Genomic DNA, 25,780 nt, shown 5'->3' with positions numbered 1-25,780 from the left:
CCACGATCACGAGGAGACCCGAGATGACACACATGACGACGACCGACCAGATCGACCGGGCGCAGTTCGCGCGCGACTGGGAGGCGTGGCATCGCGACCACGAGGCCCACCGCGCCGACCCGCACGGCTTCCTGGCGATCACCGGGCTGCACTGGCTGAGCGCGGAGCCCGTCCGAATCCCGGAGGTCCCGGGGGCGTGGACGACGGGACCGGACGGTCCCGTCGTCGAGCTCGCCGAGGGGGAGAGCCTCGTGGTCGGGGCGGAGCGGGTGACCGGACGCCATGCGTTCGGCCCGGTCGCAGAGCGCGATGGGCTCACCGTCTCGCACGACGGCGGCGTCGTAGAGATCGCCCGCCGCGGCGGGCGCGACCTCCTCCGCCCACGCCGGCCGGACCATCCGTACCTCGACGCCTACGTGGGGACTCCCACGTACCTCCCGAACCCGCGCTGGCGCGCCGTCGCGCAGTTCGTCCCCTACGACAGCCCGCGGCCGACCGAGGTGGGCGCGGCCGTCGACGGCCTGCGCCACGTCTACGAGGCGCCCGGAGAGCTGGAGTTCGTGCTGCGCGGCGAGGTCTTCCGCCTGGTCGCGTTCCCGGGCCACGCGGAGGGCAGTCTCGGCGTGCTGTTCACCGACGCGACGAGCGGCCTGACGACGTACGCCGCGAACCGGATCGTGCTCGTGGAGGCGCCGAACGCCGCGGGCGAGACGGTTCTCGACTTCAACCGCGCCGTGAACCTGCCCTGCGCGTACACGGACTTCGCCACGTGCCCCCTGCCGCCGGCGGGGAACCGGCTGCCGATCGGCATCGAGGCGGGGGAGAAGACCCCGCTCGGGCGTGTCCGCGGCGTCGTCACGGAGGCCGGCATCGTCCCCGAGGAGGTGGCGGCATGAAGTTCCAGCTGCTCGACATCATCCCGTTCTTCGCCGACCCGATCACCGGTCGCCAGGTCGAGCCCGCAGAGCGATTCGAGCAGACGCGTCGCGCGGCCGTCCGGGCGGAGGAGCTCGGCTTCGACGCCGTCAGCGTCGGCGAGCGTCACGCCGGCAGCTTCCTCTCCTCGTCGCCGACCGTGGTGCTCGGCGCGATCGCGACCGAGACCTCGCGGGTGCGCCTCAACACCGGGGTCACGGTGCTCTCGGTGCTCGATCCGGTGCGCGTCGCCGAGGACTACGCCACGGTGGACCAGCTTTCCCGCGGCCGCCTGGAGCTGACGATCGGGAAGGGCAACGAGGTCGCCCAGTTCCCGCTGTTCGGGCTCGAGATCGACGACCAGTGGGAGCTGCTCGCCGAGAAGTACGAGCTGCTGCGGCTCCTGTGGGGCGACCAGCCCGTGGACTGGCCCGGCGGCGACTTCACCCGCCCGCTGCGCGAGACGACGACGGTGCCGCGCCCGTACGCCGGACGGCCGCGGGTGTGGCACGGCTCGGCGACGACGCTGTTCTCCGCGGGACTCGCCGGGCGCTGGGGCGATCCGCTGTTCAGCGCCAACGCCATCCAGCCGCTCGAGAACTACGGCGTCCTCGTCGACCACTACCGCGCGGAGTACGCCCGGCACGGTCACGACCCGCGGCACGCGTACGTCGGCGCCGGCGCGGGCTGGCTGTACCTCTCCGACACCAGCCAGCACGCCGTCGAGCAGTTCGGGCCGGTGTACGAGGCGATCGTGGCGGCCACGAACGTGCCCGGGAACAACACGCCCTACCGGGACATCGCGCACGCCGTCGCCGAGGGGCCCGTGCTCGTGGGGACGCCGCAGCAGGTCATCGACAAGATCGGCGCCTTCCACGGCCGGCTCGGCCACGACCTCCAGTCGATCGGACTGCCCACGACGGCCCCGTTCCCGCAGCAGCTCGACATGCTCGAGCGGTTCGCGACCGAGGTCATCCCGGTGCTGCGGCGGGAGTTCCCGACCACGCTGTGGACCGAGGACGACCCGTACGGCTCCCGGGCCGCCGACGGTCAGGCCGGCTGGGCCGCGAGCGCGTCCACCTCGTCCGAGGCGCGCGTCCCCGTCTCGTCCGCGTCCCACGCGTCCGCGAGCAGCGCGTAGGAGCGCAGGCGATCCGCCGGGTCGTGCGCGATCGTCGTGACCAGCAGCTCGTCGGCCCCCGTCACGCGCTGGAGCGTCTCCAGGCTCGCGACGACGGACTCGGGATCGCCGACGAAGCGGGTCGCGGTGCGGTCGCGCACGACCGCCCGATCCTCGGCCGTGAGCGGGTGGCGCGCCGCCTCCGCGGGGGTTGGGTAGGCGATCGCGCCCTGGCCCGCGCGGATGCCGTGCACCCACTGCTCGTAGCCCGCCGCGACGCGCGTCGCCTCGGCATCCGTGTCCGCCACGAGGAGGTCGACCGAGACGATCACGCGCGGCGAGGCGTTCCGGCCGGGCCGGAACGCCTCGCGGTACGCGCGGATGGCCTCCAGCACGAACGACGGCGCGACGTGGTAGCTCGCGCCGAAGGGCAGGCCCCGGCGCCCGGCGAGCTCCGCGCTCGGCCCCGCCGTGCTGCCGTGGATCCACACTTCGATGTCCTGCCCTTCGGCGGGGGTCGCGTGGATCGGCACGCCCTCGGGCGCGCGGTATGTGCCGGCCAGCAGATCGAGGATGTCGCTGACGTCCTGCTCGAAGCGGTCCGCGTCGCCGTGCACGCGGCCGAGCAGCCGAAGCTGGGCGGCGAAGCGATCGGTGTCGAACGAGAAAGCGGGGAAGGCCGGCAATGCGAGGCCGTCGACGACGCGATCCGCCACCCCCACGGGGAGCGGCGTGGCGGCGGCGCCGGTGGATCCGGACCGGCCGATCCCGAGATCGAAGCGACCGGGATGCAGCGCCGCGACCACGCCGGCAGCCTCGACGACCTGCAGGGGACGGTAGTTGCCGATGATCGTCGCGGCGGTGCCGATCCGGATGCGGTCGGTCGCGGCGGCGATCGATGCCAGCAGCACGTGCGGTGCGGCGCCTGCCACGCCCGGGTTCAGGTGGTGCTCGGCCAGCCAGTAGCGCCGGTACCCGAGCTGCTCCGCCCGCCGGGCGAGCTCGATGCTCGCGCGCAGCCCGTCCGCGGGCGTCGCCCCGGAGCCGAAGGGGGAGAGGTCGAGCACGGAGAGCGGAGCGCGGCGCGGCGACGGTTCGGACATGATGCTCCTTCTTGGCGCGCCCGGGATGGCGCCGGTCCCGTCACGCTAGACGGACTGGACCCCCGCTATCCGGGGCGGCTTCACGCGGCGCAACACGCCGATACGTGGCGCAACACAACGACCTCCGGCCGCGCACGTCCTCAGTGCTGGTGGGCGGGGACGCCGCTCGCGAACTTGAAGGCGAGGCGCCCGTGCGCGTATCCGCCGCCGGCGCGGATCGCGGTCGCCACCCAGGCCGTCTCGGCGAGCTCGGTCTCGCTCGCGCCCGCCGCGACGGCGTTCTGTGAGTGCGCGTCGATGCAGTACACGCACTGGGTGGCCAGGGCCACGGCGAGGGCGATGAGCTCGCGGTACTTCAGGGGAATCTCCCGACCCTCGGCCGCGAAGACCGACTGATCGAAGGCGGCGAACGCGGCGAGGATGTCGGGCGTCTCGGCCTTGTACACCCGCGTGTACTTGCGGTCCTCGGTGCGGTCGAAGTAGTCGGACATGGGACTCCCGTCGATGTGTCGTGGCCGTGCGCCCGCGGCGCACCGCCTCACGCTAGCCGCCGCCTCCCACCCCGGGACCCGCCGACGTCACACTCCGTCGTCCGGCGTCGCGCCCGCGATCTCCTTCGGCGCCCAGGCGGGCCAGTCGGGCTCGCCGATGGGCCGTCCGTGCTCGTACGCGGCCACGCGGCGGAACGGGTGCCGGGCGGTGCTGTTGTCGAAGAAGTCCGTGCGATCGGCGACGACGCGTGCGCGCGCGACGAGGTCCCACAGCCGCGCGTATCGTTCGCGGATCTTCCGCTCGGGAACGGCGTGCCCGCCCTCTCGCACGCGTTCGGCGACGCGGCGGATGCTCACGTCGACGGGAACGAGGATCACGTGCACGTGCACGAGGTATCCGCGGGCGATCGCCTCATCCAGGAGCGCGAGCTTGCTCGGATGGCTGAACACCGTCTCGGTGAGAAAGGATCTCCGCGCCGCGAGCAGCTGCGAGCGCTCCGCAGCGATCAGGTCGGCGTTTACGAAGGGCAGGTGCGTGACCGGCTCGAGGATGCGTGCCACATACGTGGACTTGCCGGCGCCGTTCGGCCCGGCAAGGACGTGGAGAACGGGCACGCGTCAGACGGCAGTGCCGGGGACCCGCTCGACGGCCCCGCCCTGCTCGTCGGCCTCGGTCCACGATCGCCCGGTCCGCGTGAACTCCGCGGCGAGATCCAGGCGCGCGAGGCGCTCCGCCATCTGCTCGTCCCAGATCGCGCGCACCACCGCCTGCCCGCGCTCGCCGAGGTCGTCGTACGACGCCTTGCCCGCGAGAACGCGTTGGATGTCGCGCGGGCTCGTGCCGGGCGACGCCTCCAGCTCTCGTCCGATCCGCGCCCAGTGGTTGATCTGCTGTGCGGCGCTGCGGCTCGCGACCGCGCCGACCGCCTTGGCGGCGTCGAACAGGTCGCCGTCCACGCGCATCGGCATGGTGCTGCTCATGCTCCCGGTGTAGCGGTCTGCTACACCGCCGGCCCCAGGGTGATTCCGGCGCTCGTGCAGGCCGCCGCCAGGCGCTTGTCGCGCGTCCAGATCCGGGCGCCCGGCACGAGCGCCACCGATCCCAGGAGATGCGCATCCGTCGCACTCAGACCGAGACCCCACAGGCGACGTCGTTCCACGAGTGCCAGTAGCTCATCGTGCCGGAGGATGGGGAACCGGCGAAGCGACGCGATGAGTTCGAGAACGACGGACCGCCGGGCGAGGGAGCCCAGCGCGAGTTCCTCGATCACGAGCGGATGGGTACCCACCTCATCGCTTTCGAGCAGTGACGTCAGCGTGGAATCCGCACGGTGGAGGTGATCGATCCAGATGGACGTGTCGACCAGGATCATGCGGCGCTGTCGCGTCGTCGCGGTACGCCCGCGGCGTGCGGATCAGAGCCTCCCAGCGCGGCCAGTCGTCGTCCCGCCTCGACGCGGACGAGTGTCTCCAGACCTGAGCGCAGGAGCGCGGTGCGCTCCGTGATCCCGGTGAGCTCCGCCGCCCGCGCGAGCAGTTCGTCATCGAGTGTGACCGTGGTCCTCATCGTTGGCCTCCCGCATCGAGAGATGCATCAATCAGTGATGATCCTGATGATACGCGGGTCAGGCTGGGGGGCGACGGAGGAGGTCGAGCTGCTCGGCCTGCAGGACCAGCCAGGGGGTGAACGCCCACGGTGTCGCGCGCAGCGCGACGGCGAGCGCGGCCGGGTCGACCCAGCGGATCTCGGCGACCTCGACGGGATTCGGCCGCAGAGGGGAGGCGGCTCGCGCGATGTAGACCGGGCAGATCTCGTGCTCCACCATCCCGTTGGCGTCGGTCGCGTGGTAGCGGAAGGAGGGCAAGACGAGCTGGAGGTCGGCGAGACCCAGCCCCAGCTCGTGCTCGGCCCGCCGATGCACGGCTTCGTCGACCGGTTCCTCGGGGCGTGGGTGGCCGCAGAAGGAGTTGCTCCAGACGCCGGGCCACGTGCGCTTCCCGAGAGCGCGTCGCGTCACGAGCAGCTCGCCGCGATCGTTCAGGACGTGGCAGGAGAACGCGAGGTGCAGCGCCGTGTCGATCCCGTGCACGCTGCTCTTGGGGGCCGTGCCGATGGGGCGGCCTTCGTCATCCAGGAGGACGACCCGGTCGGTGTCGATCATGCCCGTCCTCTCGCATCGCTAGCTTAGCTAGCTATGTGTGGTGCTGCGATGATACAAGGGGGTGGAAGGAGTGTCCACGATGTCGGCACCATGGCTGCCGGAGACCCCGCACGACCAGGCGATGCTCGGGGCCCTGCTCGAGTTGCGGGTGCTCGGGGATGCGTTCGACCGCATGCACGGCATCATGCGGGGCGACATGCAGCTGAACCAGACCGACCTCGCCGCCCTGCGGATGCTTGTCATCCGCGAGCAGCGGGGCGAGCCGGTGAGCCCCCACGAGCTGGCTCGGCACCTGCGGATCTCCACGGCCTCGACGACGAAGCTGCTGGACCGGCTCGTCGCGTCCGGGCACGTCGAGCGGCACCCGCACCCGCGGGATCGGCGTGCGCGTGTGATCGCGCTGACCGAGGCGTCCCGCCGGGAGTTCTACCGCCACTTCGGGGCGCGGCTCGCCGCCATGCGCGGGGTGGCCGGCCGCTACGACGACGCCGAACTGGCCGTGATCGCGCGGTTCCTGGGGGAGATCGCGGATGCCGTAACGGCGCCGTCGGCGACGAGTCCGGATGCCGCGGCCCTCAGCGAGACGAACGAGGAGGCACGATGGCTCGGGCCAGTTCGCGCACCGACATCCTGAGCACCGCGCTCGACCTGCTGGTGCGGGCGGACGGGCGCGACGTCAGTCTCGAGGCGATCGCGCGCGCATGCGGCCTGACCAAGCAGGGGGTGATGTACCACTTCCCGACGAAGGACGCGCTGCGCGTCGCGGCATCCGAATACGTGCTCGAACTGTGGCGCGACCGGCTCCGCGACGAGCTGGGCGGATCGCTCGACGTGCCGGTGGCGGACCGCATCGGCGCGTACGCGCACCTGGTCGGCGTCGACGCGCCGCCGTGGGAGCTTCGCCTGTTCGCCGAGCGGCTGTACCGCGACCGGCTGGCGGGGCCTACGACGTCCTGGTTCGCGGAGTGGCTGGCGGTGTCACCCGCCCTTTCCGACGAGGTGCGCGGACGTCTCCTCACCGCACGGATGGCCGCCGACCGGCTGTGGTTCGAGGTCCGGCTCGAACGTCCGGAGGCCGTCGAGAACGTGGCCGAGATCGTCGCGCAGATCGATCGACTCCTGCGTGAAGCCGCCGCGGAGTCGCCCGAGATCTCGGCTCGGTAACGTACCTCGAAACACACGGGTCATCCGTCTGAAACATTCCGGAAACATTTCCCCGGCGCCCGCCGCCTAACGTCGAGAAGACCCTCCGACGCAAGGAACGACCCATCCGGATGAGCACCGAACTACTCGACGTCCCCAGCGAGATCACCACCCCCACGCCCGAAGAGCTCATCGCTCGCGCGCGTGCGATCCAGCCGCTGCTGCGCGAGCTGCAGCCCGAGCATGCCCGCATCGGCACCTATTCGGCGCCCGTGCACGAGGCGTTCCTCGAGGCGCAGCTGTACGACATCCTTCGGCCGCGCCGTTTCGGCGGGCTGCAGCTCGGGCTGCGCACGTTCTACAGCGTCGTCCGCGAGATCGCGGTCGGCGACCCCGGGGTGTCCTGGGCGTTCAGCGCCGCGACCTCCAGCGCGTACGACGTCGGAAGCTATTTCCCGCTCGCGGCGCAGGAGGCCGCGTTCTCGGCGGCGCCCTTCATCGCAGCATCGCGCGTCGCGCCGCCGGAGTCGGGCGTGCGGCGCGTCGACGGCGGATTCCGGATCTCCGGCCGCTGGAACTTCTGCTCGGGCAGCACCTGGGGATCGCACTTCCTGGCTGGCACGTCGGTGACCGACGAGGACGGCACGCAGACGCCGTACCTCTTCCTCGTGCCGCCGGCGGACTACACGATCCTCGACGACTGGGGCCGGGATGCCGCGCTCGGCATGCACGCGTCCGCGTCGAACACGATCGTGATCGACGACGCGTTCGTCCCGGACGACCTCGCCGTCGTGCGGGACTTCGGCCGCGGTCCGGACACGCCCGGCTTCCGCATCCACGGCGACCCGCTCTACCTCGGCCGTACCTACACGACGTACGCCGCCGGGTTCGGTGCGACGCAGGTCGGCATCGCGCAGGCGGCTCTCGCCGAGTACGAGCGCCTGCTCACGCGCAGCGCGAGCATCCCGCCCCGCGGGCCCCGCGACCAGTCGTTCTTCTACCACCGCTGGTACGGCGAGCTCATGTCGATGACCGACTCGGCCGCGGCCCTGCTGGACGCGGCGCTCATCGAGTTCGAGGCCCGCAAGGTCGCGTGGGCGGCCGGAGAAGGCGAGTTCACGAAGGCGGACGACGCGCGCCTGCGGGGGATGGTCGTGCAGGCCACCCAGCTGGCCGGCCGGGTCGTCGACCAGGCGTTCGTCACCGGCGGTACGTCCTCGACCGCGCTCGCCGGGGCAACGCTCGGCCGGCTCCAGCAGGACGCGCTCATGTACCGCACACACATCGGGGCGCAGTGGGATCTGCTGCACACCGACGCCGGGCGCCTGAACGTGGGCCTCGGACCGCTGGGCTGAGCCGCTCCTCATGGCCAAACGCCGGGCGCGGGATGCGACGTCTGGCGATATCCGCTCCGTCTCGCGGGCACCAGAGTAGGGAGCGCTCCGCGAGCGAGCACCTGCGGCACGCATCGCCGCGATCCGAGGGAAGGACCCCGAGATGACCAGCAGTTCCCCGCGCAGCGCCTTCATCACCGGCGGCGCGTCCGGCATGGGGCGTGCGACCGCCCTCGAGCTCGCGAGCCGTGGCACGGCCGTGACGCTGTTCGACCTCAACCCGGCGGGGCTCGAGGAGACGAAGTCGCTCGTGGAGGCCGCCGGCGGCTCCGCCGTGGTCTACGCCGGCGACGTCACCTCGCTCGACGACCTCACCGCCGCCGCGGCGGCGGGTGCGGCGGCGTTCGGCGGCATCGATGCCGCCGCGGCGTGCGCCGGCATCGAGGTCATCAAGCCGTTCCTCGAGACGAGCATCGAGGAGTGGAACCGCTGCCTCAACATCGACCTCACAGGCGTCATGCTCACCGCGCGCGTCACGATCCCGTACATGCTCGAGGGGGGCAAGGGCTCCATCGTCGCCGTCGCCAGCGACTGCGGCACGCACGGCTACCCCGACTGGACCGCGTACTGCGCGGCCAAGCACGGCGTCGTGGGGCTCATCAAGGCGCTCGCGCTCGAGTTCGGCGCCCGCGGCATCCGGAGCAACGTCGTGACGCCGGGCTGGATCATCACGCCCATGCACGAGCGCATCCTCGAGGGCGTCAGCGCCGAGGAGCGCGCGGAGGCCGCCAAGGGCAACCCGATGGGGCGCTTCGCGCAGGCGTCCGAGGTCGCGACGGTGCTCGCGCACCTGCTCTCGGACGAGGCGAGCTACACCAACGGCCTCGTCTACCCGATCGACGGCGGTACGACCGCGGGCTTCCTCGAGTAGAGCCCGCGCACAACTCCTGCAATCCTCGGCCTCGTCAGGCCGGGGATTGCGCCGTTTCCGGCGACCCGGCCTGCGCAACCGGCGGTCTGCAGGAGTTGTGCGCCGCTCCGCGGCGACCCTCAGTCGTGGGAGACGGGGTCGATCCGGGCGGGGCCGCTGCCCTGGTACGTGTCCGCCTGCGTGATCACGTTGCTCTGGCGGCGGTGGATGCGCCAGCCCTCGGCCGTGCGCTTGTACTGCACGTCGTAGTAGCCGTGGTACAGCTGCGAGGCGACGTGCGTGCCGTACTCGCCGACGCCGACCGACACGAGCGGGATGCGGGCCGCGGCGCGGTCGCCCTCGATCGTGAAGTACGGGAGGCCGAAGATGTGCTGGGTCCGCTCGGGGAAGCTCTTCGCGAACTCGAGAAGCCCCGCGCGGCCGATGCCGACGGGCGGCACGTCGTGCGGCGTGCGGGCGAAGTACGCGGGCGTGTAGGAGCCGTCCTCGGTGAAGAGGGCGGCCCACCCCTCGGCGTCCTTCGTGTCGAACATGACCGTGTAGCTGGCCTCGAGGTGCATCAGCTCGAGGCGGTCGGCTTGCTCCTGAGCGTCCATACTGTCTTCGCCTTTCTTAGAGGGAGGGGTGTCAGCGGCGGATGCCGGCGAGGAGCGCGTCCCAGTTCCCGTGGGCGATGCGCTCGATCTGCTCGGGCGGCAGCCCCGACTCGACGAGGAAGCGGCGCGCGCCGCCGTTGCGGGTCGCGCCGTCGGCGCGCACCCACGGATAGTCCGTCGCGAACATGACCCGGTCCGCGCCGAGTGCCTCGACGCTCCAGCGGAGGGCACGGTGGCTGCGGATGCCGCTGCCGGTGACGTACACGTTCTCGCGGAGGTACTGCTCGATCGGCCGGCGCAGCCCGAGCTGGGCCGGGTCGGGCATCGAGACCGGGTCGGCGAGGAGCACCGCGGCATCCCCCCAGTGCCCGACGATCACCTGCAGGTCGGGATGGCGGTCGAACAGGCCGGAGAAGATCAGGCGGAACAGCTGGATGCCCGACTCGTAGTACCAGCCGACGCCCCAGATGTCGAAGGCGTCGGCCACCGCTGGCGAGCCGCCGTAGTAGAGCTTCTCGACCGCGGGGTGCGGCTGGCGGGGGTGCAGGTAGAGCGGGACGCCCAGCTCGGCGGCGGTCGCGAAGATGCCCTCGAACGCGGGGTCATCGTGCATCCGGTCGCCGGCGCGTCCGTTGAGGAGCGCGCCGACGAGCCCGCGCTCCTGCACCGCGCGGCGCAGCTCCGCCGCGGCGGACTCCGGCGCCGTCACGGGCAGCGCCGCGAACCCCTGGAAGCGGTCCGGGTGGGCGTCGACCGCGTCGGCGATCACGTCGTTCGTCGCGCGCGCGAGCGTCGTGGCCTCGGCGGGCGGCAGGTCCTGCATGCCCGGAGTGCCGAGCGAGAGCACCTGCACGTCGACGCCCTCGTCATCCATCCGCCGCAGGCGCTCGTCGCCGACCTCGTTCAGGAGCGCCGCGATGTCGTCGCCGTCGGCGCTCGTGACCGACAGCCCGCCCCACGCCCGCTGCAGCTCGGGCGTGGCCATGTGCTCTTCGAGGGCGACCAGCTTCATCGGATCCGCTCCTTCGCGCTCAGGGGACGATGTTGAAGTTGACGTGGAAGAAGTTCTCCGGGTCCCACGTGCGCTTCACGGCCTGGAGGCGAGAGTACGTCTCCTCGCCGTAGGCGCGGCGGACGGTCTCCTCGTCGGCGTACGTCGTGTAGTTGAGGTACTGGGTCTCGTCGGCGAAGTGCGGGCGCAGCGTGTTCCAGTAGTCGCGGGACCACGCGATGTTCGCGCCGGCGTCATCGCCGTCGGGCCAGATGGTCTCGCACACGATGCGCCACGGCGCGGTGCCGCGGGCGAGGGCGCTCGGCTCCGCCGCGGGACGCGTCATCGCGCCGCCCCAATGGCCGAACGACACGAGCGTGTGGCGGGACGGCGTGGCGAGGAAGCCGGTCAGCACCTCGTCGATCAGCTCGGGCGTCAGCGTCGGCAGGACCCCGAAGGTGTGGACCATGCTCAGGCCGTGGTGGATCGTCTCGTCGTACTGCTTCTGCACGATGAGATAGGTCGTGGGCGCCACGTCGTCGAACAGCGGCTCGTCGAACGCCCGGATCGGCGCGAGGATCGCGTCGAGGTCGTCGGATCCGGTGTAGACGACGGACAGGGCGACGACGGGAACATCCGTGGGCTCGCCGTCGTCACCGGGCTGGTACCAGACGAGCGCCTCGCTGTAGAGCGTCTCGGGTGTCCCGGGCGCCCATTCGTTGAACAGGGCGAAGAACTCCGCGGCGCGGTCGATCGGGAACCCGATCGCGCCGGCCTGGATGTTCTGATCGAGATCGAAGAGCTGGTACTCGAAGCTCACCGCCACGCCGAAGTTGGCGCCGGCGCCCCGCACGGCCCAGAAGAGGTCGGGGTTGATGTCACGGGATGCGGTGCGCAGCTCACCGTCGGCGGTCACGATCTGCACCGAGCGCACGGTGTCGACCGTGTAGCCGTGCTGGCGGGAGAGGTAGCCGAAGCCGCCGTGCAGCGAGAGGCCGGCGATGCCGGTCGTGGAGTTGGTGCCGCCCACGGCGCCGAGGCCGAGCGGTGCGCACTGGTGGTCGAGTTCGCCGAGCAGGACGCCCGCCTCGGCGCGCGCGGTCTTCGCCTCGGGGTCGATGAAGATGCCGCGCATCGGGGAGAGGTCGAGCACGATCCCGTCGTCGACGGTGCCGTAGCCCGAGCTCGCGTGCCCACCGCCGCGGACGGCGAGGGTGAGGCCGTTCTCCCGCGCGAAGTTCACGGTCGCGATGACGTCGGCGACGCCGGTCACCTGGACGATCGCGAGCGGACGGCGGTCGACGTGCGAGCTCCACACGCGACGAACGACCTCGTAGTCGGCGTCGCCGGGGACGATGATGCGGGAACCGGCCCGGGAGAGGCCCGGGAACAGCGCCTTCTCGGGCAGCAGCGCGTCGCGCAGCGGCGCGAAGTCGACATCGGAGCGGGCGGATGCGGCGTTGGTCATCTCTCTATCGTCTTTCGTCGGGGCTCATGCGCGAGGCGCGTGGGTTCGGTGGGTGATCACGTCGGGTGTCGTTCCCAGACACCGGGGTTGAGGATGCCGGCGGGATCGAACGCGCGGCGAAGCGCCCCGATCACGCGGCGATAGTCGTCGCTCCATCCCTCGGCGGCGAGCTGCGACGTCGCGCCCTGGTGGAACTCGGTGGCGGCGCCGCGCGTCGTGAGGAAGCGCACGCAGTCGTGCATCAGCTGCACGAGGGAGCCCGCGCGCTCGCCGGGCTCGGCGTCCGCCACGAGGCTGAGGGTCGTGTAGATCGCGTGCCGGCCGTGGGGCGCGTAGTAGGGGTGCAGCGAGACGAGGTCGGCGAGACCGAGCTCTGCGGCCCGTGCGCCGGCGTACGCGACGAGGTCGCGGAAGAGCGTGCGGTAGCCGGTCCGCGGCGAGACGAACGCGACGATCTCACGCCGTTGCTCGAGGAACACCTCGGCCCAGGCTCCGCCCGGCTCGCCCATCGCGATCGCCTCGGCGCGGTACTCGTCGGCGCCGAGGATGCCGCCCCAGCGCGCGACGACCGCCTCGATCGCGGCGAGCTTGCGGGTGAGCGCGTCGGGGGAGTCGGCCTCGGTGCGGGCGAGCATCGTCCACTCCGGGCGGGGCGAGACCCCGAGCGAGACGTACGGCAGGTCGACGAGGCCCATGAGCTCCGTCAGGGCACCCCACGCGGCATCCTCGCCCGGGAACGCCCACGCGCTTCCGCCGGCCGCGGGCGGCAGCGGCTCGAGGCACATCGTCGCCTCCGCCTTGATGCCCAGCACGCCGCCGTCGCCGAGGAAGAGCCCGGTGAGGTTCGGGCCGCCCAGGCCCGGGAACGCGTCGGTGGTCGCGTGCACGTTCGCCCCGCCCGCGCCCGTGCGCAGGAGGGCACCGGTGGGCAGGGCGACGAGCAGGCCGGCGACGTCCTGGACGTTGCCGCCGGTCACGGAGCTGCGTGCCGGGACGCCCGCTCCGACGACGCCGCTCAGCGACCCGCCGAGAGTCGTGTGGCGCACGGGCACGGCGACGGTCTGCACGCGCAGTCCCGCCTCCGCGACGGCCGCGGTCAGGTCGCCGTTGAGGATGCCGGCCTCGGCCGTCACCGTGAGGTTCTCGCGGTCGATCCCGATCACGCGGTCGAGTCGCCGGGTGTCGATGACGGCGACGGGGTCGCCGGGCGGGTACGCGTAGCCGCCCACCGAGTATCCGCCGCCGCGGGCGACCACGGTCGTGCCGGTCTCCGTCGCGAGCCCGAGCGCATCCGCCAGCTCCCGCGCGGTGCCGGGGCGCAGCACGAGTGCCGGCGCGGTCGCCGGGGTGAACCCCCGCCCGCGTCCGTACGGCGTCAGGTCGCCCGTCGCCGGCGTGAGGACGTGCTGCTCGCCCAGGATGCGCGCGAACCGCGCGGCGATCGCCGCCGCGCCGGCGGTGTCGCCGGGGGGCGTCTGGGCGTCAGCGTCCATCGCCCCGACCGTAGTGGCCCGCATCGAGGACGGGGTATGGCCACACGGAGAAACCGCCGCGCCGGTTTTGGCTTCCTGTCGGCCTCCGGCCACCGCGTCACGCCGGTCCGGGGCGCGGAACATAGTCGAGGTCGGGCGTCGCCCGGATCCGCTCGAGCTCCTCGCCGACGACGTTCCGCAGGGCGGCGAGCATGATCTCGCACACGAATCGGTCGTGGTGGGCGGCCGCGCCCGAGAACCCGACGATGAGGCCGCCGCGCGGGTCGACGGCGGTGCCGCCGTAGAGGCACAGGTCGGGCTCCAGCAGGTAGCCGTACTGGTCGAGCACCCACTCCGACGGGAGGCGGTGCTTGAACGCGAGGTACGCCTTCGTGCGGGCCGCGTGCCCGTAGTCGAAGTCCCACTCGGCGGGGTCGCCGAATCGGTGGTGCCACATGATGACGTCGTCTTGGAACGCGGCGCTCTCCGGCCCCTCGTCGTAGGCCGCGGAGTACGAGCGCACCGGGTCGAGCACGACGAGCTCGCCGAACCGGGCGGCGAATCGGCCGCCGGGCGTCAGGTGGGATGCGACGGTCGGGGCGATCAGCTCGAGAGCGGACGCGCACCGTTCCGGCGTGAGGATCGCGGATCGTCCCATCGCGGTCTTCCTCACCTCTCCCCGGCGAGGAACGCGGCGCAGCGCTCCGCCACCATCATCACGGTCATGCAGGGATTCGCAGAGGTGATCGTGGGGAAGACCGAGGCGTCCGCGACCCGGAGCCGCCCGACCCCGCGGACGCGCAGCTCCGCATCCACGACGGCGTCCGGGTCGTCGGCGGCGCCCATCCGGCAGGTGCCGACGGGGTGGAATCCGGTGTAGCTTGTCCTGCGCGCGTACTCCGCGAGCTCCTCGTCGCCGGTGAGTTCCGGGCCGGGGGCGAGCTCGCGTTTGATGATCCCCGCGAAGGCGGGCTGCGCGGCGAGGCGCCGCACCCAGCGGATCCCCTCCGCCAGCACAGCGGCCTCGTATCCGTCGCCGTCCGCGAAGTGACCCGACACGATCCGCACGGGATCGGCGGGGTCGGCCGACCGCAGCGACACCCGGCCCTCGCCGCGCGGGTTCGCGACGTTCGGATGCAGCGAGAACACGTGCTCGGCGGACGGATAGCCCGCGGCGACCGTGATCTCGTCGGACCGCGTCGTGCTGAGGTTGGCCTGGATCTCCGGATGCCGGGCCCCGCCGTCCGCGTCACCGCGGTCGATTGTCGCGAAGAAGCCGACGGTCCAGTGCGTGTCGTTCGTGAAGTCCGGCGGACCGTACGCCTCCCACAGCACCGTGGTCTCGACGTGGTCGACGAGATGCCCGCCGACCCCGGGGAGGTCGACGCGCGGTTCGATCCCCGCCGCTCGGAGGGCGTCCGCGGGGCCGATGCCGGACAGCATCAGGATCTTGGGCGACCCGAACGTGCCGCCGCTGACCACGACCTCCTTCCGGGCGAGGACGTCGCCATCGCTCGTCGCGACACCGATCGCGTCGCCCGCCTCGTCGAGCAGCACCCGGAGGACGGTCACACCGGTGAGGACCGTGAGACTCGGCGGCAGCGCGTCGAGCGGGAAGAGGTACGCGACGGCGCTGGACGTCCGGCGCTCGCCGTGCTTGTTCTGCCGGAACCAGCCGATGCCCTCCGCGATATCGGGAGCGCCCATGTCGACGAGAGGGAGTCCGGCCTGTTGGCCGGCCGCGAGGAACGCCTGCGCCCAGGGGTGGTCGTGTCGGGCGTCCTCCAGCGTCACCCGCCCGAACACCCGCTCCCAGTAGGGCTCGCAGTCGTTCGCCGCCCAGCCGGTGGCGCCGAGCTCGGCCCAGCGGTCGAGGTCCCACGAGGCGGCCCGGAAGGCGATCGCGTTGTTGTGCGCGCTCGATCCGCCGAGGATCCGCCCCTGCGCGTACCGGACGGCGGGGTTCCCCGCGGTCGCGGGCTCGATCGGCAGATCCCAGTCGAGGTCCGTCTCGATCATCTCCTCCCATCGGGTGAGGATCTCGACCCTGGGATCCCCGACGCCGGTCGGGCCGGCCTCGATCAGGATCACCTCGTGCCCCTGGTCCGCCAGGCGGCGCGCGACAACGGCGCCCGCCGTGCCCCCGCCCGCGATCACGTAGTCCGCCGTCCTCGTCGTCATGCCCGTTCCTTTCGTCGTCGATCCGAACCGTGCCCGGCCGCGCGTCGGCGGCCTACGATGAGAGCGAGATGCCGACCCCACGCAAGCCGCGGCGCGATCGCCGTGCCGAGATCGCGGATGCCGCCCTCCGCGTCGCCGCACGCGACGGCGTGGTCGGCATCACCCATCGCGCGGTGGCCGACGAGGCGGACATCACGCTCGGGCTGACCACCTACTACTTCGCGACGATCACCGACCTCATCACGCTGGCGATGGAGCGCGGTGTCGCCGACTACGCCGAGGTGCTGGAGGAGTGGGCCGTGGGCCTCTCGGCAGCCAACGTCGCGGAGAAGCTCGCCGCGCTGCTGGAGAGCAAGACGACGGATCGCGACCGGCTCCGGGTGGAGTACGAGCTGCACTTCGCGGCGATGCGCATCGATCAGCTCCGGCCGCTCGCGACGCGATGCCAGGACATGCTTCCGACGGTGCTCGCGCCGTTCTGCGGCGCGAGCACGGCGCGCCACCTCGACGCCGCCTATCGCGGGTACGAGCTCGACGCCCTGCTGCGCGACCGGCCCATTCCGGCGGCGGAGGTGCGCCCGTCGTTCGAGCACGTCGTCGGCGCCCGCACCCTCGCGTGACTCCGGCGTTCCCACGACCGCGCTCCCTCATCCTCGGTGACGTAGGCTCGGCGCCGAACGTACCGACACGGACGACGCCCAACATTGTACTGATGTACAAAACTCGGGTGGGTGGGCTGTCCATAGGTCCATTCGCGCCCGCGCGAAGACGTGACTAGCGTGACGATCGTCGGCGCAGGGTGGCGCCGGGTGAGGATGCCGGTGTCATGGAACAGCCGAGGGTCGAAGAGACCGCCGTCGGAGTGGCCGAGTCGCCGCTCGATCCCGTCGCCCGGGCTCGCGCCCTTCGGCCACGACTCGAGGAACTCCGCGACGTCCACGCCGAGAGCGGCGGCTACTCGGAGGAGATCCATCGCGAGTTCCTGGCCGCCGGCTTCTACGACATCCTCCGTCCGCGCCGCTACGGCGGGCTCGAGCTCGGCTTCCCGGTCTACTACGACGTGATCGCAGAGCTCGCTCGCGGCGACGCGGGCGTGGCCTGGGGTCTGGATGCCGGCGCCTGCGACACGTTCCTGTTCTCCTCGTACTGGCCGGGGGACGCGCAGGAGACGGCATACGACGGCGAGTACTTCCTCGCGCCCTGCCGCTCGGGCCCGCTGCACGCGGAGGTCGAGCGCGTCGAGGGCGGATACCGGCTGAGCGGTCGGTGGAACTTCTGCTCGGGGGCCACGTGGAGCACCCATTTCCTCGCCACGGCACCGATCCCCGACGCGCAGGGGGAGGGGATCCTCCACGTCTTCCTCGTCCGACGGGACCAGTACACGGTGCTCGACGACTGGGGCGTGGACGTCGCGCTGGGCATGCAGGCGTCCGGATCGAACACGATCGAGGTGCAGGACGCGTTCGTGCCGGACAATGAGGTCGTCGTCTTCGACTTCGACGACCACCCCTGGGGGGAGACCGGGACACCGGGCTATCGGCTCCTCGGGTCATCCCTGTTCCTGGGACGGACGATGGTCCCCTTCTCCGCCGGCTTCGCGGCCGTACAGGTGGGGATCGCGCAGGCTGCCCTCGACGAGTACGAGCGCCTTCTCGCGCGCTTCTCGAGCTTCCCACCGCGGATGCCCCGCGCCGAGTCCGACGACTACCTGCGTTGGTATGGCGAGATCATCTCGCTCGTGGACTCGGCGCGGGCGCTTCTGCGCGGTGCCGTGGCGGAGTATGCCCGGATGTGCGAGGAATGGACCCGCGGCGGGCCGGAGATGACGCAGCTCGACGACATCCGCCTCCGCGGCCAGGTCGTTCAGGCCTCCCTGCTCGCCGGCAGGGCGATCGACCTCGCCTTCACCACGGCGGGGACCTCGTCGTCCGCCATCAACGGTGCGAAGCTGGGCCGCCTCTTCAACGACGCCGCCACGTTCCGGACACACGTGCTCGCGCAGTGGGACATCCTCCACAAGAGTCTCGGCCGCGTGGCGGCGGGTCACCCCGCCGGCCCGCAGCTCTGACCCGCGACGTCAGTCGCGGACGTGCTCCTTCACGCGGTCCACGATCGAGTCCCACAGCTCCGTGCCCGGGTCGCCGAGGTCGAAGTGGTTGGCGCTGGCGAAGACCACCAGAGTGACCGTGTCGCCGGCCTCTTCGGCCTGCTGCGCGAGCCCGCGGACGATGTCGACGGGCGTCGGGTCGTCCTCGCCGATGACCATCGTGCGCGGCACGCCGGCCGGGCCCATGTGCGCGGGGGAGATCTGCGGCAGCATCGCCGCGAACCCCTCGTCGGAGTCCGCACCGCTCAGCGTGTACAGCGACTCCTGGATGACCGGCCAGTCCTCGCGGAGGATGTCGTACAGGAGCTGCAGGTCGGTGACAGGGGCGAGCTCGACGACGCCGCTGATCGGCAGCGGGTCAGCGCGGTAGAGCGGGCTGTCGGCCGGCAGGTTGTGGCGTGCCCCGATCCAGGCCGCGAGGTGCGCGCCGGAGGAGTGACCGACCACGACGACCTTGCTCAGATCCAGCGGGAAGTCCTTCGCGAGCTCCCGGACGTGGTCGACCGCCGTGGCGATGTCCTCGAACGTCCCGGGGAAGCCGCCGCCGGTGTTGCCGAGCTTGCGGAACTCCAGGTTCCACGTCGCGAAGCCCGCGTCGCTGAGGGCCTCGGCCATGCGGTCACAGTGCTCGTGCGTCCACTCGGAGGTCCACAGCCCGCCGTGGACGACGATCGCCACGGGGTAGCCGTTCGGGCCGGGCGTGGTGTCGCGGGGGATCCACAGGTCCCCGAACTGTGCCGCGTCGGGGCCGTACGCGAGGCGGTAGTCGACCCGCCGCGTCGGCAGCCACGTCGCGATGGCGTCCTCCGGGGGGTTGTTGCAGTCGCGAACCTCGCGAATTTCGGTCACCATCTGTGGTCGTCCTCTCGTCGCGCCGCCATGGCGCACGCGGGGATGCTCCCAGCGCCGAACACGGCCAGTCAAGAGGCCGGTCCGGTGGGTGGATAGGGCGGATCGGCCAGCCGGAGACCCTCCGCACGTGACGGATGGCCATAGGGACGGGTCGCGGCCGTGGTTAGTGTGTGTGGACCTGACTGCGCGATGCCGCTCGGTCGGGTGGGGACCGGACCTCGCGACGAAGGCGATGCGGGGTCCACGACAAGACGCACCGACACGATTTTTCACCGCCACTCCCTTTACCACGGAGGGCGGGTTTCGCGCCTCCGATTTTCGCCGGAATCGGATGGCGCTATTCGTCGTTGTTCCGTAAAGTCCGCGAAATGTGAATGTAATAAAAATTCGCTGATTGGGGCTCCCCTTCGCCACGAGAGAGGGCTACTCTCGCAATTGTCCAACTGGGCAGTAGAGAGAGATCGACAGATGTCATTGAGCGCCATCATCGTGAAATCGCCGGGAACCGCTTCGGCCACCGGCCTGCTGGACCGCGTCCACGACGACTTCGTGGATCCGGTCATCGACGACCTGATCGAAGAGGGCAGCGAGTACCCCAAGTCGGTGCTCGGCAAAGCCCACCTCATCCTCGAGGCATTCGACGGCGGCACCTTCCGCGTCAAGCTGAGCGAGCTGGCTCGGCGCGCGGGCATCCCCAAGCCGACGACCCACCGGCTCGCACAGGAGCTGTGCCAATGGGGTCTGCTGGAGAAGCACGGCGAGTGGTACGAGCTCGGGATGCGGGTGTTCGAGCTGGGACGGCGCACGCCCGTGTCCGTCATCCTGCAGGATGCGGCGCGGCCGCACCTCGTGGACCTGTTCGCCACGACCGGCCTGACCGTGCACCTCGTCATCCGCCAGGGACCGTCGGTGTACTTCGTCGACCGGATCGCCGGCGGTAACGACCGCAACAACACGACAGCCCTCGGCCGGAGCCTCCCGCTCACGACCACGGCGGCCGGAAAGCTGTTCCTCGCCTTCCACTACAACGACGACGACCTCCGCCGCTACCTCGGCGAGGACCCGCTGCCGCAGCTCACGCCGCGGACGATCACGTCGGTCGACCGCCTCGTGAATGAGATCCAGTCGATTCGGGAAGCCGGATTCGCCCTCGATTTCGAGGAGAACACCCCCGGACATTCCTCGATCGCCGTGCTCGTTCCCGGGCGCGACGGCCAGAAGCGCGCCGTGGTGACCTTGACCCGGCGCTCGACGCTGTTGCAGGTTTCGCAGGTGCTTCCGCCGCTTCGCGACGCCGCTACGAGAATTGCCATGTCCGTCAACAAGGTGTCCAGCGTCCGATAAAGAACGGGCCCGAAAACACAGAAACTGGTAGTTTGCTGGGATATGTCTACCCAGGTAGCCCCGCGCCGAGACGCAGAGGCGACTCGCGTGCGGATGCTCGAGGCGGCCGTTGCCGTCGCGTCGCGAGACGGCCAAGCGTCCGTCACCTATCGATCGGTGGCCGACGCGGCCGGCGTCGCACACAGCCTCGTCCGTCACTACTTCGGTTCCCGCCACGCGCTCCTGCGTGAGGCGCTCCTCCTCCAGTCGAGACGCGACATCGCGGCGCTCGTGGATCCCGACGAATCCCTCGACGGATTCCTCGGGCACCTCGAGTCGCAGGTCCTCGACGAGGAGGGCCGGCATGATCTGACCCGCCTGCTGATCTACGACTTCATCCTCGCGGGCATCCGGGGCGAGTACGAGATCGAGCCGATCCGCGATCAGCACGAGCTGTCGGTCGAGGGGATCACGGCGCGTCTGCACGATCTCGGGATTCCCGATCCCGACGGCTCGCTCGCGCGTCTCGTGATCGCCGTGACCGACGGGCTGGTCCTCCAGCACATGATGCTGAGCAACCCCACCCACACGTCCGGCATCCTCGCGCGACTGCGCGACCTGCTTCGCCTCGCGGCGGCCGACGCCCGCTGACCCGCGGAGCCCATCCGCTCACCTGTCGCGATCGGCGGCCTCGCGCGTCAAACGCGACAGGCGAGCCTCGGGCCGTTCCCGCTCACCTGTCGCGATCGACCGTCGTCGCAGACCAAGGGGACGGGTGAGTGGGGGGTTAGGAGAAGGAGATCTCGACCGCGCCGAGGGTCGTGAACTCGGCGCGCACGGTCGATCCGGGCAGGACGGGACGCATCGCCCCGAGGGCACCCGAGAGGATGACCTGGCCGGCGCGCAGTGGGTCGCCCAGGTCGCGCGCAGTCCGGGCCAGCCACGCGAGGGCCTCCAGCGGATCGCCCATGCAGTCGGCGCCGGTTCCGGTCGAGACGGTCTCGCCGTCGATCGACATCGCCATCGACACCGCGGCCGGCTCGACCTCGTCCAGCGACAGCTGGGCGGCCCCGATGACGAACGCCCCGGCCGACGCATTATCGGCCACGGTGTCGGCGAGGCTGATGTTCCAGTCCTGCACGCGGCTGCCGCACACCTCGATCGCCGGTGAGGCGTAGGCGACAGCGGCGCGTACCGCCGCGAGATCGAGCGGGCCCTCGTCGAGGTCGGCGGCGAGGAGGAACGCGACCTCCGCCTCGACCCGCGGCTGGAGCACGTCGGCGAAGGGCACGGTGCCGCCGTCGGCGTGCCGCATGTCGTCGAAGAGGTAGCCGAAGTCGGGCTGATCGACGCCGAGCTGCTTCTGGACCGCGTCGGAGGTCAGGCCGATCTTGCGGCCCACGACCCGCGCGCCCCCGTCTTCGCGGCGCCCGCGGAGGATGTTCTGCACAGCGTAGGCGCGCTGGATGTCGGATGCTCCGAGCACGTCGCGCACCGGCGCCGTGGGCTCGCCGGATGCTGCGGCATCCCACAGGCGATCCGCAGCGGAGAGGACAGCGGGGTTGTCGGCCAGGGACTCAGCACTCGTTGACACGGCTTCATCATGCGGGACCGGCCCGGCATGCGTCTAGCGGGCGTTCCGCTGAGCGAGGCGCCGGGTTCGGTAGCCGGACCCCTGACTCGTTCACGCGACGGCGGCCTGCATAGCGTCGTCGTAGCCAACGACGTGTCGCGGCCCGGGCCCATGGCCCCCGCGGCACAGGCCCACCGCCCCCGCCGATGAAGGGACCGCACATGCCGAGAGTGATCGCGAACGGGTACATCGGGCTCACCGCCCCGGACCTGGGGGAGTGGCGCACGTTTGCGACCGAGGTGATCGGCGCCTCCATCTCGGACAGCTCCACCGACACCGAGCTGCGGCTGCGGATCGACGAGCGCGATTGGCGCGTCTCGATCGAGCAGGGCCCGGGCGGCCACGCGTACAGCGGCTGGGAGGTCGCGAACGCCAACGAGTTCGCCGCGATGGCCCAGCGGCTCGAGGAGTACGGCGTCGAGTACGTCGACGACAAGGAGCTCGCGGAGCGTCGCGGCGTGCGCGGTCTCCTGCGCTGCCAGGACCCGGGCGGCACGCAGGTCGAGATCTTCTACGGCGCCTTCTGCCCGCGCGACCCCTTCGTCTCGCCGACCGGTGCCCGCTTCGTCACCTCCGACAAGAGCCCCGGCGACCTCGGCTACGGCCACCACGGCATCCTCTTCCCGGACTACGAGGCCGCGGACCGGTTCTACCTCGAGATCCTGGGCCTGCGGATCAGCGACACCGTCGCGGTGCGCGGCGGCAAGGGCGACACGTTCGTCCGCGCCAACCCACGCCACCACAGCTTCGCCTACGGCCTGAGCCACAACGAGGGGCACACCACCTGGTTCGACCACTTCATGCTCCAGGTCGAGACGCTCGAGATGGTCGGCATGGCGCTGGACCGCGTCAAGGAGCGCGGGATCGAGATCGTCACCGACCTCGGCAAGCACATCAACGACCACATCACGTCGTTCTACGTCGTGAACCCGTCCGGGGTCGCGATGGAGTACGGCGCGCTCGGACGCCTCGTAGACGAGGACACCTGGACGGTCGGACACTACGACTGGCCCGACATCTGGGGCCACCAGATCGTCGGCAACTACTACGGCTGATCCGCGCCCGCAGTGCCTTCGAGGAAGTGACATGACTCCCGATCCATACGGGGAGAACGAGACGTCCCGCACGCTCACGGTGGACGGGGTGCCGGTCCACTTCCACGACGTGGGCTCCGGCGTGCCGGTCCTGCTCTTCCCGGGGTGGGGTCCGCAGCCGGGGATGACCGCGTGGATCACGTGGCGGGACGTCCTCGGATCCCTCGCCGCGGAGTTCCGCTGCATCGTGGTCGACCTCCCGAACTACGGCCGGACCGGTCCCGTCCGCGACACCGGCCCGGCGTACCGGCTGGGCTCGGACCTCGCGGCGGGCCTGCTCGGGCAGCTCGGCATCGCGTCCGCGCACGTCGTGGGAACCTCCACGGGCGGCAGCACGGCCTTCGTGTTCGCCCAGGATCACCCCGAGCTCACGCGCAGTCTGGTGGTGGGCTCCTCGCACCTGCCCGACCCGACGGTCCGCAACCTCCTCGCGCCCGCGCCCGAAGAGGGCGTGCGTGCGGGCATCGCGTACGAGATCGAGCAGACACCGGACAACCTGCGGCGGTTCCTCCTCAGCATGTTCCATGACCCCAGTCACGTCGACGCGGAGCTGATCGAGGAGATCGAGCGGATCGCGCGGGAGGCCCCGGATCACCTCGAAGCCGTCCAGGCGTCAACGGGGTTCGCCAAGGAGCCGCGGCTCGGGCGGGCGGTCACCGTGCCGTCGCTCATCATCTCCGGCCGTGAGGACCGCGTCGTGCCCCTCGAGCACACACTCGCGTTCCTCGCTCACCTCGACGACGCCGAAGCGGTGATCCTCAAGGGAACCGGACACCTGCCGACGATCGAGTCGCCGGAACGATACGTGTCGCACCTGTTGCGCTTCCTGCGCCGGGTCGACGCCCAGATGCACACCTCGGAAGAGTCCGGCCTGTTGGTCGGGGATGGAGGATTTGAGGGATGAGCAAGGTGAAGGTTGCGATTATTGGGTCGGGGAACATTGGGACGGATTTGATGTTCAAGGTGATTCGGGGTGGGGTGAATTTGGAGTTGGCGGCGATGGTGGGGATCGACGCGGCGTCGGATGGTTTGGCTCGTGCGGCGCGGTTGGGTGTTCCGGTGACGCATGAGGGTGTTGAGGGTTTGGTCGCGATGCCGGGGTTTGGGGAGATCGAGATTGTGTTTGATGCGACGAGCGCGAGGGCGCATGTGCATAACGCTTCGGTGTTGGAGCCGTACGGGAAGCGGTTGATTGATTTGACGCCGGCGGCGATTGGTCCGTATGTGGTGCCTGCGGTGAATTTGGATGAGCATGTGGATGCGTCGAATATCAATATGGTGACGTGTGGGGGGCAGGCGACGATCCCGGTGGTCGCGGCGATTAGTGCGGTGGTGCCGGTGGTGTATGCGGAGATTGTTGCGTCGATCGCGTCGCGGAGTGCGGGGCCGGGGACGCGGGCGAATATTGATGAGTTCACGGAGACCACGTCGTTGGCGATTGAGCGGGTGGGGGGTGCGGGTCGGGGTCGGGCGATCATTATTTTGAATCCGGCGGAGCCGCCGTTGATGATGCGGGACACGGTGTTCGCGTTGGTCCGGGTCGAGGATGAGTCGGTGCTGGATGGGGTGGTGGCGAGTGTGGAGGAGATGGTTTCCCGGGTGGCGGGGTATGTGCCGGGGTATCGGTTGAAGCAGCCGGTCACGATCCGGCCGGTGCCGGCGGATCAGCCGGTGGAGACTCTCCTGGACCCGGGCTATGCGGGGGGGCGTCCGACGCATCAGGTGTCGGTGCTTTTGGAGGTGGAGGGTGCGGCGCATTATTTGCCGGCGTATGCGGGGAATTTGGACATTATGACGTCGGCGGCGGTGCAGACTGCGGAGCGGATCGCTGTTGTGAAGGCGGGTGTGTGATGGGGTCGAAGATTTTCGTGCAGGATGTGACGTTGCGTGATGGGATGCACGCGGTCCGGCATCGGATCACTCCGGAGAACGTGAAAGCCATCGTCCGCGCGTTGGATGCGGCGGGGGTGGATGCGATCGAGGTTGCGCATGGGGATGGGCTCGCGGGGGGGTCGTTGAATTATGGTCCGGGGTCGAACAGTGATTGGGAGTGGATTGAAGCGGCCGCGTCCGTGATCGACCGGGCCCGGCTTACCACGTTGCTTCTTCCCGGGGTGGGGACGATTCATGAGTTGACGCGGGCGTATGAGTTGGGGGTGCGGTCGGTGCGGGTCGCGACGCACTGCACGGAAGCGGATATTTCCGCGCAGCACATCGCGGCGGCCCGGGAGTTGGGGATGGATGTGTCGGGGTTTCTGATGCTGTCCCACATGAGCGGCCCCGTGGAGTTGGCTGCGCAGGCGAAGTTGATGGAGTCGTACGGGGCGCAGTGCGTGTATGTCACCGATTCGGGGGGGAGGCTCACGATGGACGGGGTCGCCGAACGGGTCCGCGCGTACCGGGACGTGTTGGATCCGGGGACGGAGATCGGGATTCACGCGCACGAGAACCTGTCGTTGTCGGTCGCGAATTCCGTGGTCGCGGTGCAGAACGGGGTGTTCCGGGTGGACGCGTCCCTCGCCGGGCACGGTGCGGGGGCGGGGAACTGCCCGTTGGAGGCGTTTATCGCGGTCGCGGACCTGTCCGGGTTCGAACACGGTTGTGATCTGTTCGCGTTGCAGGACGCCGCGGACGACCTGGTCCGGCCCTTGCAGGACCGGCCCGTGCGGGTCGACCGGGAAACCCTGACCCTGGGGTACGCGGGGGTGTATTCCAGCTTCCTCCGCCACGCCGAGAACGCGGCCGCCACCTACCAGCTCGACGTCCGCGACATCCTCGTCGAATGCGGACGCCGCGGCCTCGTCGGCGGCCAAGAAGACATGATCATCGACGTCTCCCTCGACCTCCTTGCCACCCACACCTGA

29 protein-coding genes are annotated in these 25,780 nt (G+C 70.6%); 14 read left to right on the top strand and 15 right to left on the bottom strand.

The window, feature by feature from the left end; translation table 11 throughout:
• Nucleotides 1-23: 23 nt before the first annotated feature.
• Nucleotides 24-896 (top strand): DUF1684 domain-containing protein, encoded by an 873-nt coding sequence (locus ABCS02_RS19610; protein ID WP_345837374.1) that lies wholly within the window; start codon nt 24-26, stop codon nt 894-896.
• Nucleotides 893-2,056 carry an LLM class flavin-dependent oxidoreductase gene (locus ABCS02_RS19605; RefSeq protein WP_345837373.1) on the top strand — a complete coding sequence of 388 codons (1,164 nt, stop codon included), beginning with the start codon at nt 893-895 and terminating at the stop codon, nt 2,054-2,056. Before ABCS02_RS19610 ends, ABCS02_RS19605 begins: the two co-directional genes overlap by 4 nt.
• On the opposite strand, the gene ABCS02_RS19600 is transcribed toward ABCS02_RS19605, so the two are convergent.
• From ABCS02_RS19600 to idi, 7 genes are all read right to left on the bottom strand, one after another.
• Nucleotides 1,966-3,138: an LLM class flavin-dependent oxidoreductase gene (locus tag ABCS02_RS19600; RefSeq protein ID WP_345837372.1), complete on the bottom strand. Its 1,173-nt coding sequence runs from the start codon at nt 3,136-3,138 to the stop codon at nt 1,966-1,968. The genes ABCS02_RS19605 and ABCS02_RS19600 overlap by 91 nt on opposite strands.
• A 140-nt stretch (nt 3,139-3,278) precedes the next feature.
• Nucleotides 3,279-3,629: a carboxymuconolactone decarboxylase family protein gene (locus ABCS02_RS19595; protein ID WP_345837371.1), complete on the bottom strand. Its 351-nt coding sequence runs from the start codon at nt 3,627-3,629 to the stop codon at nt 3,279-3,281.
• Between the two features lie 87 nt (nt 3,630-3,716).
• Nucleotides 3,717-4,244 carry a zeta toxin family protein gene (locus ABCS02_RS19590; RefSeq protein ID WP_345837370.1) on the bottom strand — a complete coding sequence of 176 codons (528 nt, stop codon included), beginning with the start codon at nt 4,242-4,244 and terminating at the stop codon, nt 3,717-3,719.
• A 3-nt stretch (nt 4,245-4,247) separates the two neighbouring features.
• Nucleotides 4,248-4,610, bottom strand: a complete 363-nt coding sequence (locus ABCS02_RS19585; protein WP_345837369.1) for a hypothetical protein — start codon at nt 4,608-4,610, stop codon at nt 4,248-4,250.
• A gap of 20 nt (nt 4,611-4,630) precedes the next feature.
• Entirely contained in the window at nt 4,631-5,002 is a 372-nt protein-coding gene (locus ABCS02_RS19580; RefSeq protein WP_345837368.1) for a type II toxin-antitoxin system VapC family toxin, read from the bottom strand.
• Entirely contained in the window at nt 4,999-5,196 is a 198-nt protein-coding gene (locus tag ABCS02_RS19575; protein WP_345837367.1) for a type II toxin-antitoxin system VapB family antitoxin, read from the bottom strand. The genes ABCS02_RS19580 and ABCS02_RS19575 overlap by 4 nt, the downstream gene beginning before the upstream one ends.
• Nucleotides 5,197-5,254: 58 nt before the next feature.
• On the bottom strand, nt 5,255-5,791 hold the full coding sequence (gene idi / locus ABCS02_RS19570) for an isopentenyl-diphosphate Delta-isomerase (protein ID WP_345837366.1): 537 nt from the start codon (nt 5,789-5,791) through the stop codon (nt 5,255-5,257).
• Nucleotides 5,792-5,870: 79 nt separating this feature from the next.
• On the opposite strand from idi, the gene ABCS02_RS19565 reads away from it, so the two are divergent.
• From ABCS02_RS19565 to ABCS02_RS19550, 4 genes are all read left to right on the top strand, one after another.
• Nucleotides 5,871-6,425 (top strand): MarR family transcriptional regulator, encoded by a 555-nt coding sequence (locus ABCS02_RS19565; protein WP_345837365.1) that lies wholly within the window; start codon nt 5,871-5,873, stop codon nt 6,423-6,425.
• Nucleotides 6,392-6,955: a TetR family transcriptional regulator gene (locus ABCS02_RS19560; protein WP_345837364.1), complete on the top strand. Its 564-nt coding sequence runs from the start codon at nt 6,392-6,394 to the stop codon at nt 6,953-6,955. Before ABCS02_RS19565 ends, ABCS02_RS19560 begins: the two co-directional genes overlap by 34 nt.
• A gap of 110 nt (nt 6,956-7,065) precedes the next feature.
• Entirely contained in the window at nt 7,066-8,289 is a 1,224-nt protein-coding gene (locus ABCS02_RS19555; protein ID WP_345837363.1) for a hypothetical protein, read from the top strand.
• Between the two features lie 142 nt (nt 8,290-8,431).
• Nucleotides 8,432-9,199 carry an SDR family oxidoreductase gene (locus tag ABCS02_RS19550; protein WP_345837362.1) on the top strand — a complete coding sequence of 256 codons (768 nt, stop codon included), beginning with the start codon at nt 8,432-8,434 and terminating at the stop codon, nt 9,197-9,199.
• A gap of 119 nt (nt 9,200-9,318) precedes the next feature.
• Here ABCS02_RS19550 and ABCS02_RS19545 read toward each other — a convergent pair whose 3' ends face one another.
• The 6 genes from ABCS02_RS19545 to ABCS02_RS19520 all read right to left on the bottom strand — a co-directional run bounded on the left by ABCS02_RS19545 (nt 9,319) and on the right by ABCS02_RS19520 (nt 15,907).
• Nucleotides 9,319-9,795 carry a nuclear transport factor 2 family protein gene (locus tag ABCS02_RS19545; protein ID WP_345837361.1) on the bottom strand — a complete coding sequence of 159 codons (477 nt, stop codon included), beginning with the start codon at nt 9,793-9,795 and terminating at the stop codon, nt 9,319-9,321.
• A 31-nt stretch (nt 9,796-9,826) separates the two neighbouring features.
• The gene (locus tag ABCS02_RS19540; protein WP_345837360.1) at nt 9,827-10,807 is read right to left on the bottom strand and encodes an amidohydrolase family protein; all 981 of its coding nucleotides are present in this window, start codon (nt 10,805-10,807) and stop codon (nt 9,827-9,829) included.
• A 19-nt stretch (nt 10,808-10,826) separates the two neighbouring features.
• Nucleotides 10,827-12,254 (bottom strand): FAD-binding oxidoreductase, encoded by a 1,428-nt coding sequence (locus ABCS02_RS19535; protein WP_345837359.1) that lies wholly within the window; start codon nt 12,252-12,254, stop codon nt 10,827-10,829.
• A 56-nt stretch (nt 12,255-12,310) separates the two neighbouring features.
• Nucleotides 12,311-13,747, bottom strand: coding sequence for an FAD-binding oxidoreductase (locus tag ABCS02_RS19530; protein ID WP_345837358.1), 1,437 nt, complete (start codon nt 13,745-13,747; stop codon nt 12,311-12,313).
• A 97-nt stretch (nt 13,748-13,844) separates the two neighbouring features.
• Nucleotides 13,845-14,384, bottom strand: coding sequence for a hypothetical protein (locus ABCS02_RS19525; protein WP_345837357.1), 540 nt, complete (start codon nt 14,382-14,384; stop codon nt 13,845-13,847).
• 11 nt (nt 14,385-14,395) lie between these two features.
• Entirely contained in the window at nt 14,396-15,907 is a 1,512-nt protein-coding gene (locus ABCS02_RS19520; protein ID WP_345837356.1) for a GMC family oxidoreductase, read from the bottom strand.
• Between the two features lie 68 nt (nt 15,908-15,975).
• Here ABCS02_RS19520 and ABCS02_RS19515 point away from each other — a divergent pair, with 68 nt between their 5' ends.
• Nucleotides 15,976-16,527 carry a hypothetical protein gene (locus ABCS02_RS19515; RefSeq protein ID WP_345837355.1) on the top strand — a complete coding sequence of 184 codons (552 nt, stop codon included), beginning with the start codon at nt 15,976-15,978 and terminating at the stop codon, nt 16,525-16,527.
• Nucleotides 16,528-16,733: 206 nt separating this feature from the next.
• Nucleotides 16,734-17,975 carry an acyl-CoA dehydrogenase family protein gene (locus tag ABCS02_RS19510; RefSeq protein WP_345837354.1) on the top strand — a complete coding sequence of 414 codons (1,242 nt, stop codon included), beginning with the start codon at nt 16,734-16,736 and terminating at the stop codon, nt 17,973-17,975.
• Between the two features lie 9 nt (nt 17,976-17,984).
• Here the strand turns inward: ABCS02_RS19510 and ABCS02_RS19505 are convergent, their stop codons facing one another.
• On the bottom strand, nt 17,985-18,866 hold the full coding sequence (locus ABCS02_RS19505) for an alpha/beta hydrolase (protein WP_345837353.1): 882 nt from the start codon (nt 18,864-18,866) through the stop codon (nt 17,985-17,987).
• Nucleotides 18,867-19,334: 468 nt separating this feature from the next.
• Between ABCS02_RS19505 and ABCS02_RS19500 the strand changes: the two genes are divergently transcribed.
• Nucleotides 19,335-20,210: an IclR family transcriptional regulator gene (locus tag ABCS02_RS19500; RefSeq protein WP_345837352.1), complete on the top strand. Its 876-nt coding sequence runs from the start codon at nt 19,335-19,337 to the stop codon at nt 20,208-20,210.
• A 93-nt stretch (nt 20,211-20,303) separates the two neighbouring features.
• Nucleotides 20,304-20,840, top strand: coding sequence for a TetR/AcrR family transcriptional regulator (locus ABCS02_RS19495; protein WP_345837993.1), 537 nt, complete (start codon nt 20,304-20,306; stop codon nt 20,838-20,840).
• 136 nt (nt 20,841-20,976) lie between these two features.
• On the opposite strand, the gene ABCS02_RS19490 is transcribed toward ABCS02_RS19495, so the two are convergent.
• Nucleotides 20,977-21,783, bottom strand: coding sequence for a fumarylacetoacetate hydrolase family protein (locus ABCS02_RS19490; RefSeq protein WP_345837351.1), 807 nt, complete (start codon nt 21,781-21,783; stop codon nt 20,977-20,979).
• 200 nt (nt 21,784-21,983) lie between these two features.
• Here ABCS02_RS19490 and ABCS02_RS19485 point away from each other — a divergent pair, with 200 nt between their 5' ends.
• From ABCS02_RS19485 to dmpG, 4 genes are read left to right on the top strand one after another with little or no spacing between them, the layout of a single operon-like run.
• Nucleotides 21,984-22,877, top strand: a complete 894-nt coding sequence (locus ABCS02_RS19485) for a VOC family protein (protein ID WP_345837350.1) — start codon at nt 21,984-21,986, stop codon at nt 22,875-22,877.
• A 31-nt stretch (nt 22,878-22,908) separates the two neighbouring features.
• On the top strand, nt 22,909-23,820 hold the full coding sequence (locus ABCS02_RS19480) for an alpha/beta hydrolase (RefSeq protein ID WP_345837349.1): 912 nt from the start codon (nt 22,909-22,911) through the stop codon (nt 23,818-23,820).
• The gene (locus ABCS02_RS19475) at nt 23,817-24,767 is read left to right on the top strand and encodes an acetaldehyde dehydrogenase (acetylating) (RefSeq protein ID WP_345837348.1); all 951 of its coding nucleotides are present in this window, start codon (nt 23,817-23,819) and stop codon (nt 24,765-24,767) included. The genes ABCS02_RS19480 and ABCS02_RS19475 overlap by 4 nt, the downstream gene beginning before the upstream one ends.
• The gene (dmpG, locus tag ABCS02_RS19470; protein ID WP_345837347.1) at nt 24,767-25,780 is read left to right on the top strand and encodes a 4-hydroxy-2-oxovalerate aldolase; all 1,014 of its coding nucleotides are present in this window, start codon (nt 24,767-24,769) and stop codon (nt 25,778-25,780) included. Before ABCS02_RS19475 ends, dmpG begins: the two co-directional genes overlap by 1 nt.

Source organism: Microbacterium sp. X-17 (genome assembly GCF_039615055.1).
The sequence above is the reverse complement of the archived record's forward strand: the minus strand, read 5'-3'. Positions and strand labels throughout refer to the sequence as shown.

Coding starts and splice junctions, on each gene's coding strand:
- ABCS02_RS19550 (WP_345837362.1), top strand. CDS start 8,432: ATGACCAGCAGTTCCCCGCGCAGCGCCTTCATCACCGGCGGCGCGTCC.
- ABCS02_RS19475 (WP_345837348.1), top strand. CDS start 23,817: ATGAGCAAGGTGAAGGTTGCGATTATTGGGTCGGGGAACATTGGGACG.
- ABCS02_RS19565 (WP_345837365.1), top strand. CDS start 5,871: ATGTCGGCACCATGGCTGCCGGAGACCCCGCACGACCAGGCGATGCTC.
- ABCS02_RS19535 (WP_345837359.1), bottom strand. CDS start 12,254: ATGACCAACGCCGCATCCGCCCGCTCCGATGTCGACTTCGCGCCGCTG.
- ABCS02_RS19545 (WP_345837361.1), bottom strand. CDS start 9,795: ATGGACGCTCAGGAGCAAGCCGACCGCCTCGAGCTGATGCACCTCGAG.
- ABCS02_RS19610 (WP_345837374.1), top strand. CDS start 24: ATGACACACATGACGACGACCGACCAGATCGACCGGGCGCAGTTCGCG.
- ABCS02_RS19520 (WP_345837356.1), bottom strand. CDS start 15,907: ATGACGACGAGGACGGCGGACTACGTGATCGCGGGCGGGGGCACGGCG.
- ABCS02_RS19600 (WP_345837372.1), bottom strand. CDS start 3,138: ATGTCCGAACCGTCGCCGCGCCGCGCTCCGCTCTCCGTGCTCGACCTC.
- ABCS02_RS19575 (WP_345837367.1), bottom strand. CDS start 5,196: ATGAGGACCACGGTCACACTCGATGACGAACTGCTCGCGCGGGCGGCG.
- ABCS02_RS19595 (WP_345837371.1), bottom strand. CDS start 3,629: ATGTCCGACTACTTCGACCGCACCGAGGACCGCAAGTACACGCGGGTG.
- ABCS02_RS19525 (WP_345837357.1), bottom strand. CDS start 14,384: ATGGGACGATCCGCGATCCTCACGCCGGAACGGTGCGCGTCCGCTCTC.
- ABCS02_RS19500 (WP_345837352.1), top strand. CDS start 19,335: ATGTCATTGAGCGCCATCATCGTGAAATCGCCGGGAACCGCTTCGGCC.
- ABCS02_RS19505 (WP_345837353.1), bottom strand. CDS start 18,866: ATGGTGACCGAAATTCGCGAGGTTCGCGACTGCAACAACCCCCCGGAG.
- ABCS02_RS19515 (WP_345837355.1), top strand. CDS start 15,976: ATGCCGACCCCACGCAAGCCGCGGCGCGATCGCCGTGCCGAGATCGCG.
- ABCS02_RS19510 (WP_345837354.1), top strand. CDS start 16,734: ATGGAACAGCCGAGGGTCGAAGAGACCGCCGTCGGAGTGGCCGAGTCG.
- ABCS02_RS19540 (WP_345837360.1), bottom strand. CDS start 10,807: ATGAAGCTGGTCGCCCTCGAAGAGCACATGGCCACGCCCGAGCTGCAG.
- ABCS02_RS19580 (WP_345837368.1), bottom strand. CDS start 5,002: ATGATCCTGGTCGACACGTCCATCTGGATCGATCACCTCCACCGTGCG.
- ABCS02_RS19605 (WP_345837373.1), top strand. CDS start 893: ATGAAGTTCCAGCTGCTCGACATCATCCCGTTCTTCGCCGACCCGATC.
- idi (WP_345837366.1), bottom strand. CDS start 5,791: ATGATCGACACCGACCGGGTCGTCCTCCTGGATGACGAAGGCCGCCCC.
- ABCS02_RS19485 (WP_345837350.1), top strand. CDS start 21,984: ATGCCGAGAGTGATCGCGAACGGGTACATCGGGCTCACCGCCCCGGAC.
- ABCS02_RS19480 (WP_345837349.1), top strand. CDS start 22,909: ATGACTCCCGATCCATACGGGGAGAACGAGACGTCCCGCACGCTCACG.
- ABCS02_RS19555 (WP_345837363.1), top strand. CDS start 7,066: ATGAGCACCGAACTACTCGACGTCCCCAGCGAGATCACCACCCCCACG.
- ABCS02_RS19585 (WP_345837369.1), bottom strand. CDS start 4,610: ATGAGCAGCACCATGCCGATGCGCGTGGACGGCGACCTGTTCGACGCC.
- ABCS02_RS19530 (WP_345837358.1), bottom strand. CDS start 13,747: ATGGACGCTGACGCCCAGACGCCCCCCGGCGACACCGCCGGCGCGGCG.
- ABCS02_RS19560 (WP_345837364.1), top strand. CDS start 6,392: ATGGCTCGGGCCAGTTCGCGCACCGACATCCTGAGCACCGCGCTCGAC.
- dmpG (WP_345837347.1), top strand. CDS start 24,767: ATGGGGTCGAAGATTTTCGTGCAGGATGTGACGTTGCGTGATGGGATG.
- ABCS02_RS19495 (WP_345837993.1), top strand. CDS start 20,304: ATGCTCGAGGCGGCCGTTGCCGTCGCGTCGCGAGACGGCCAAGCGTCC.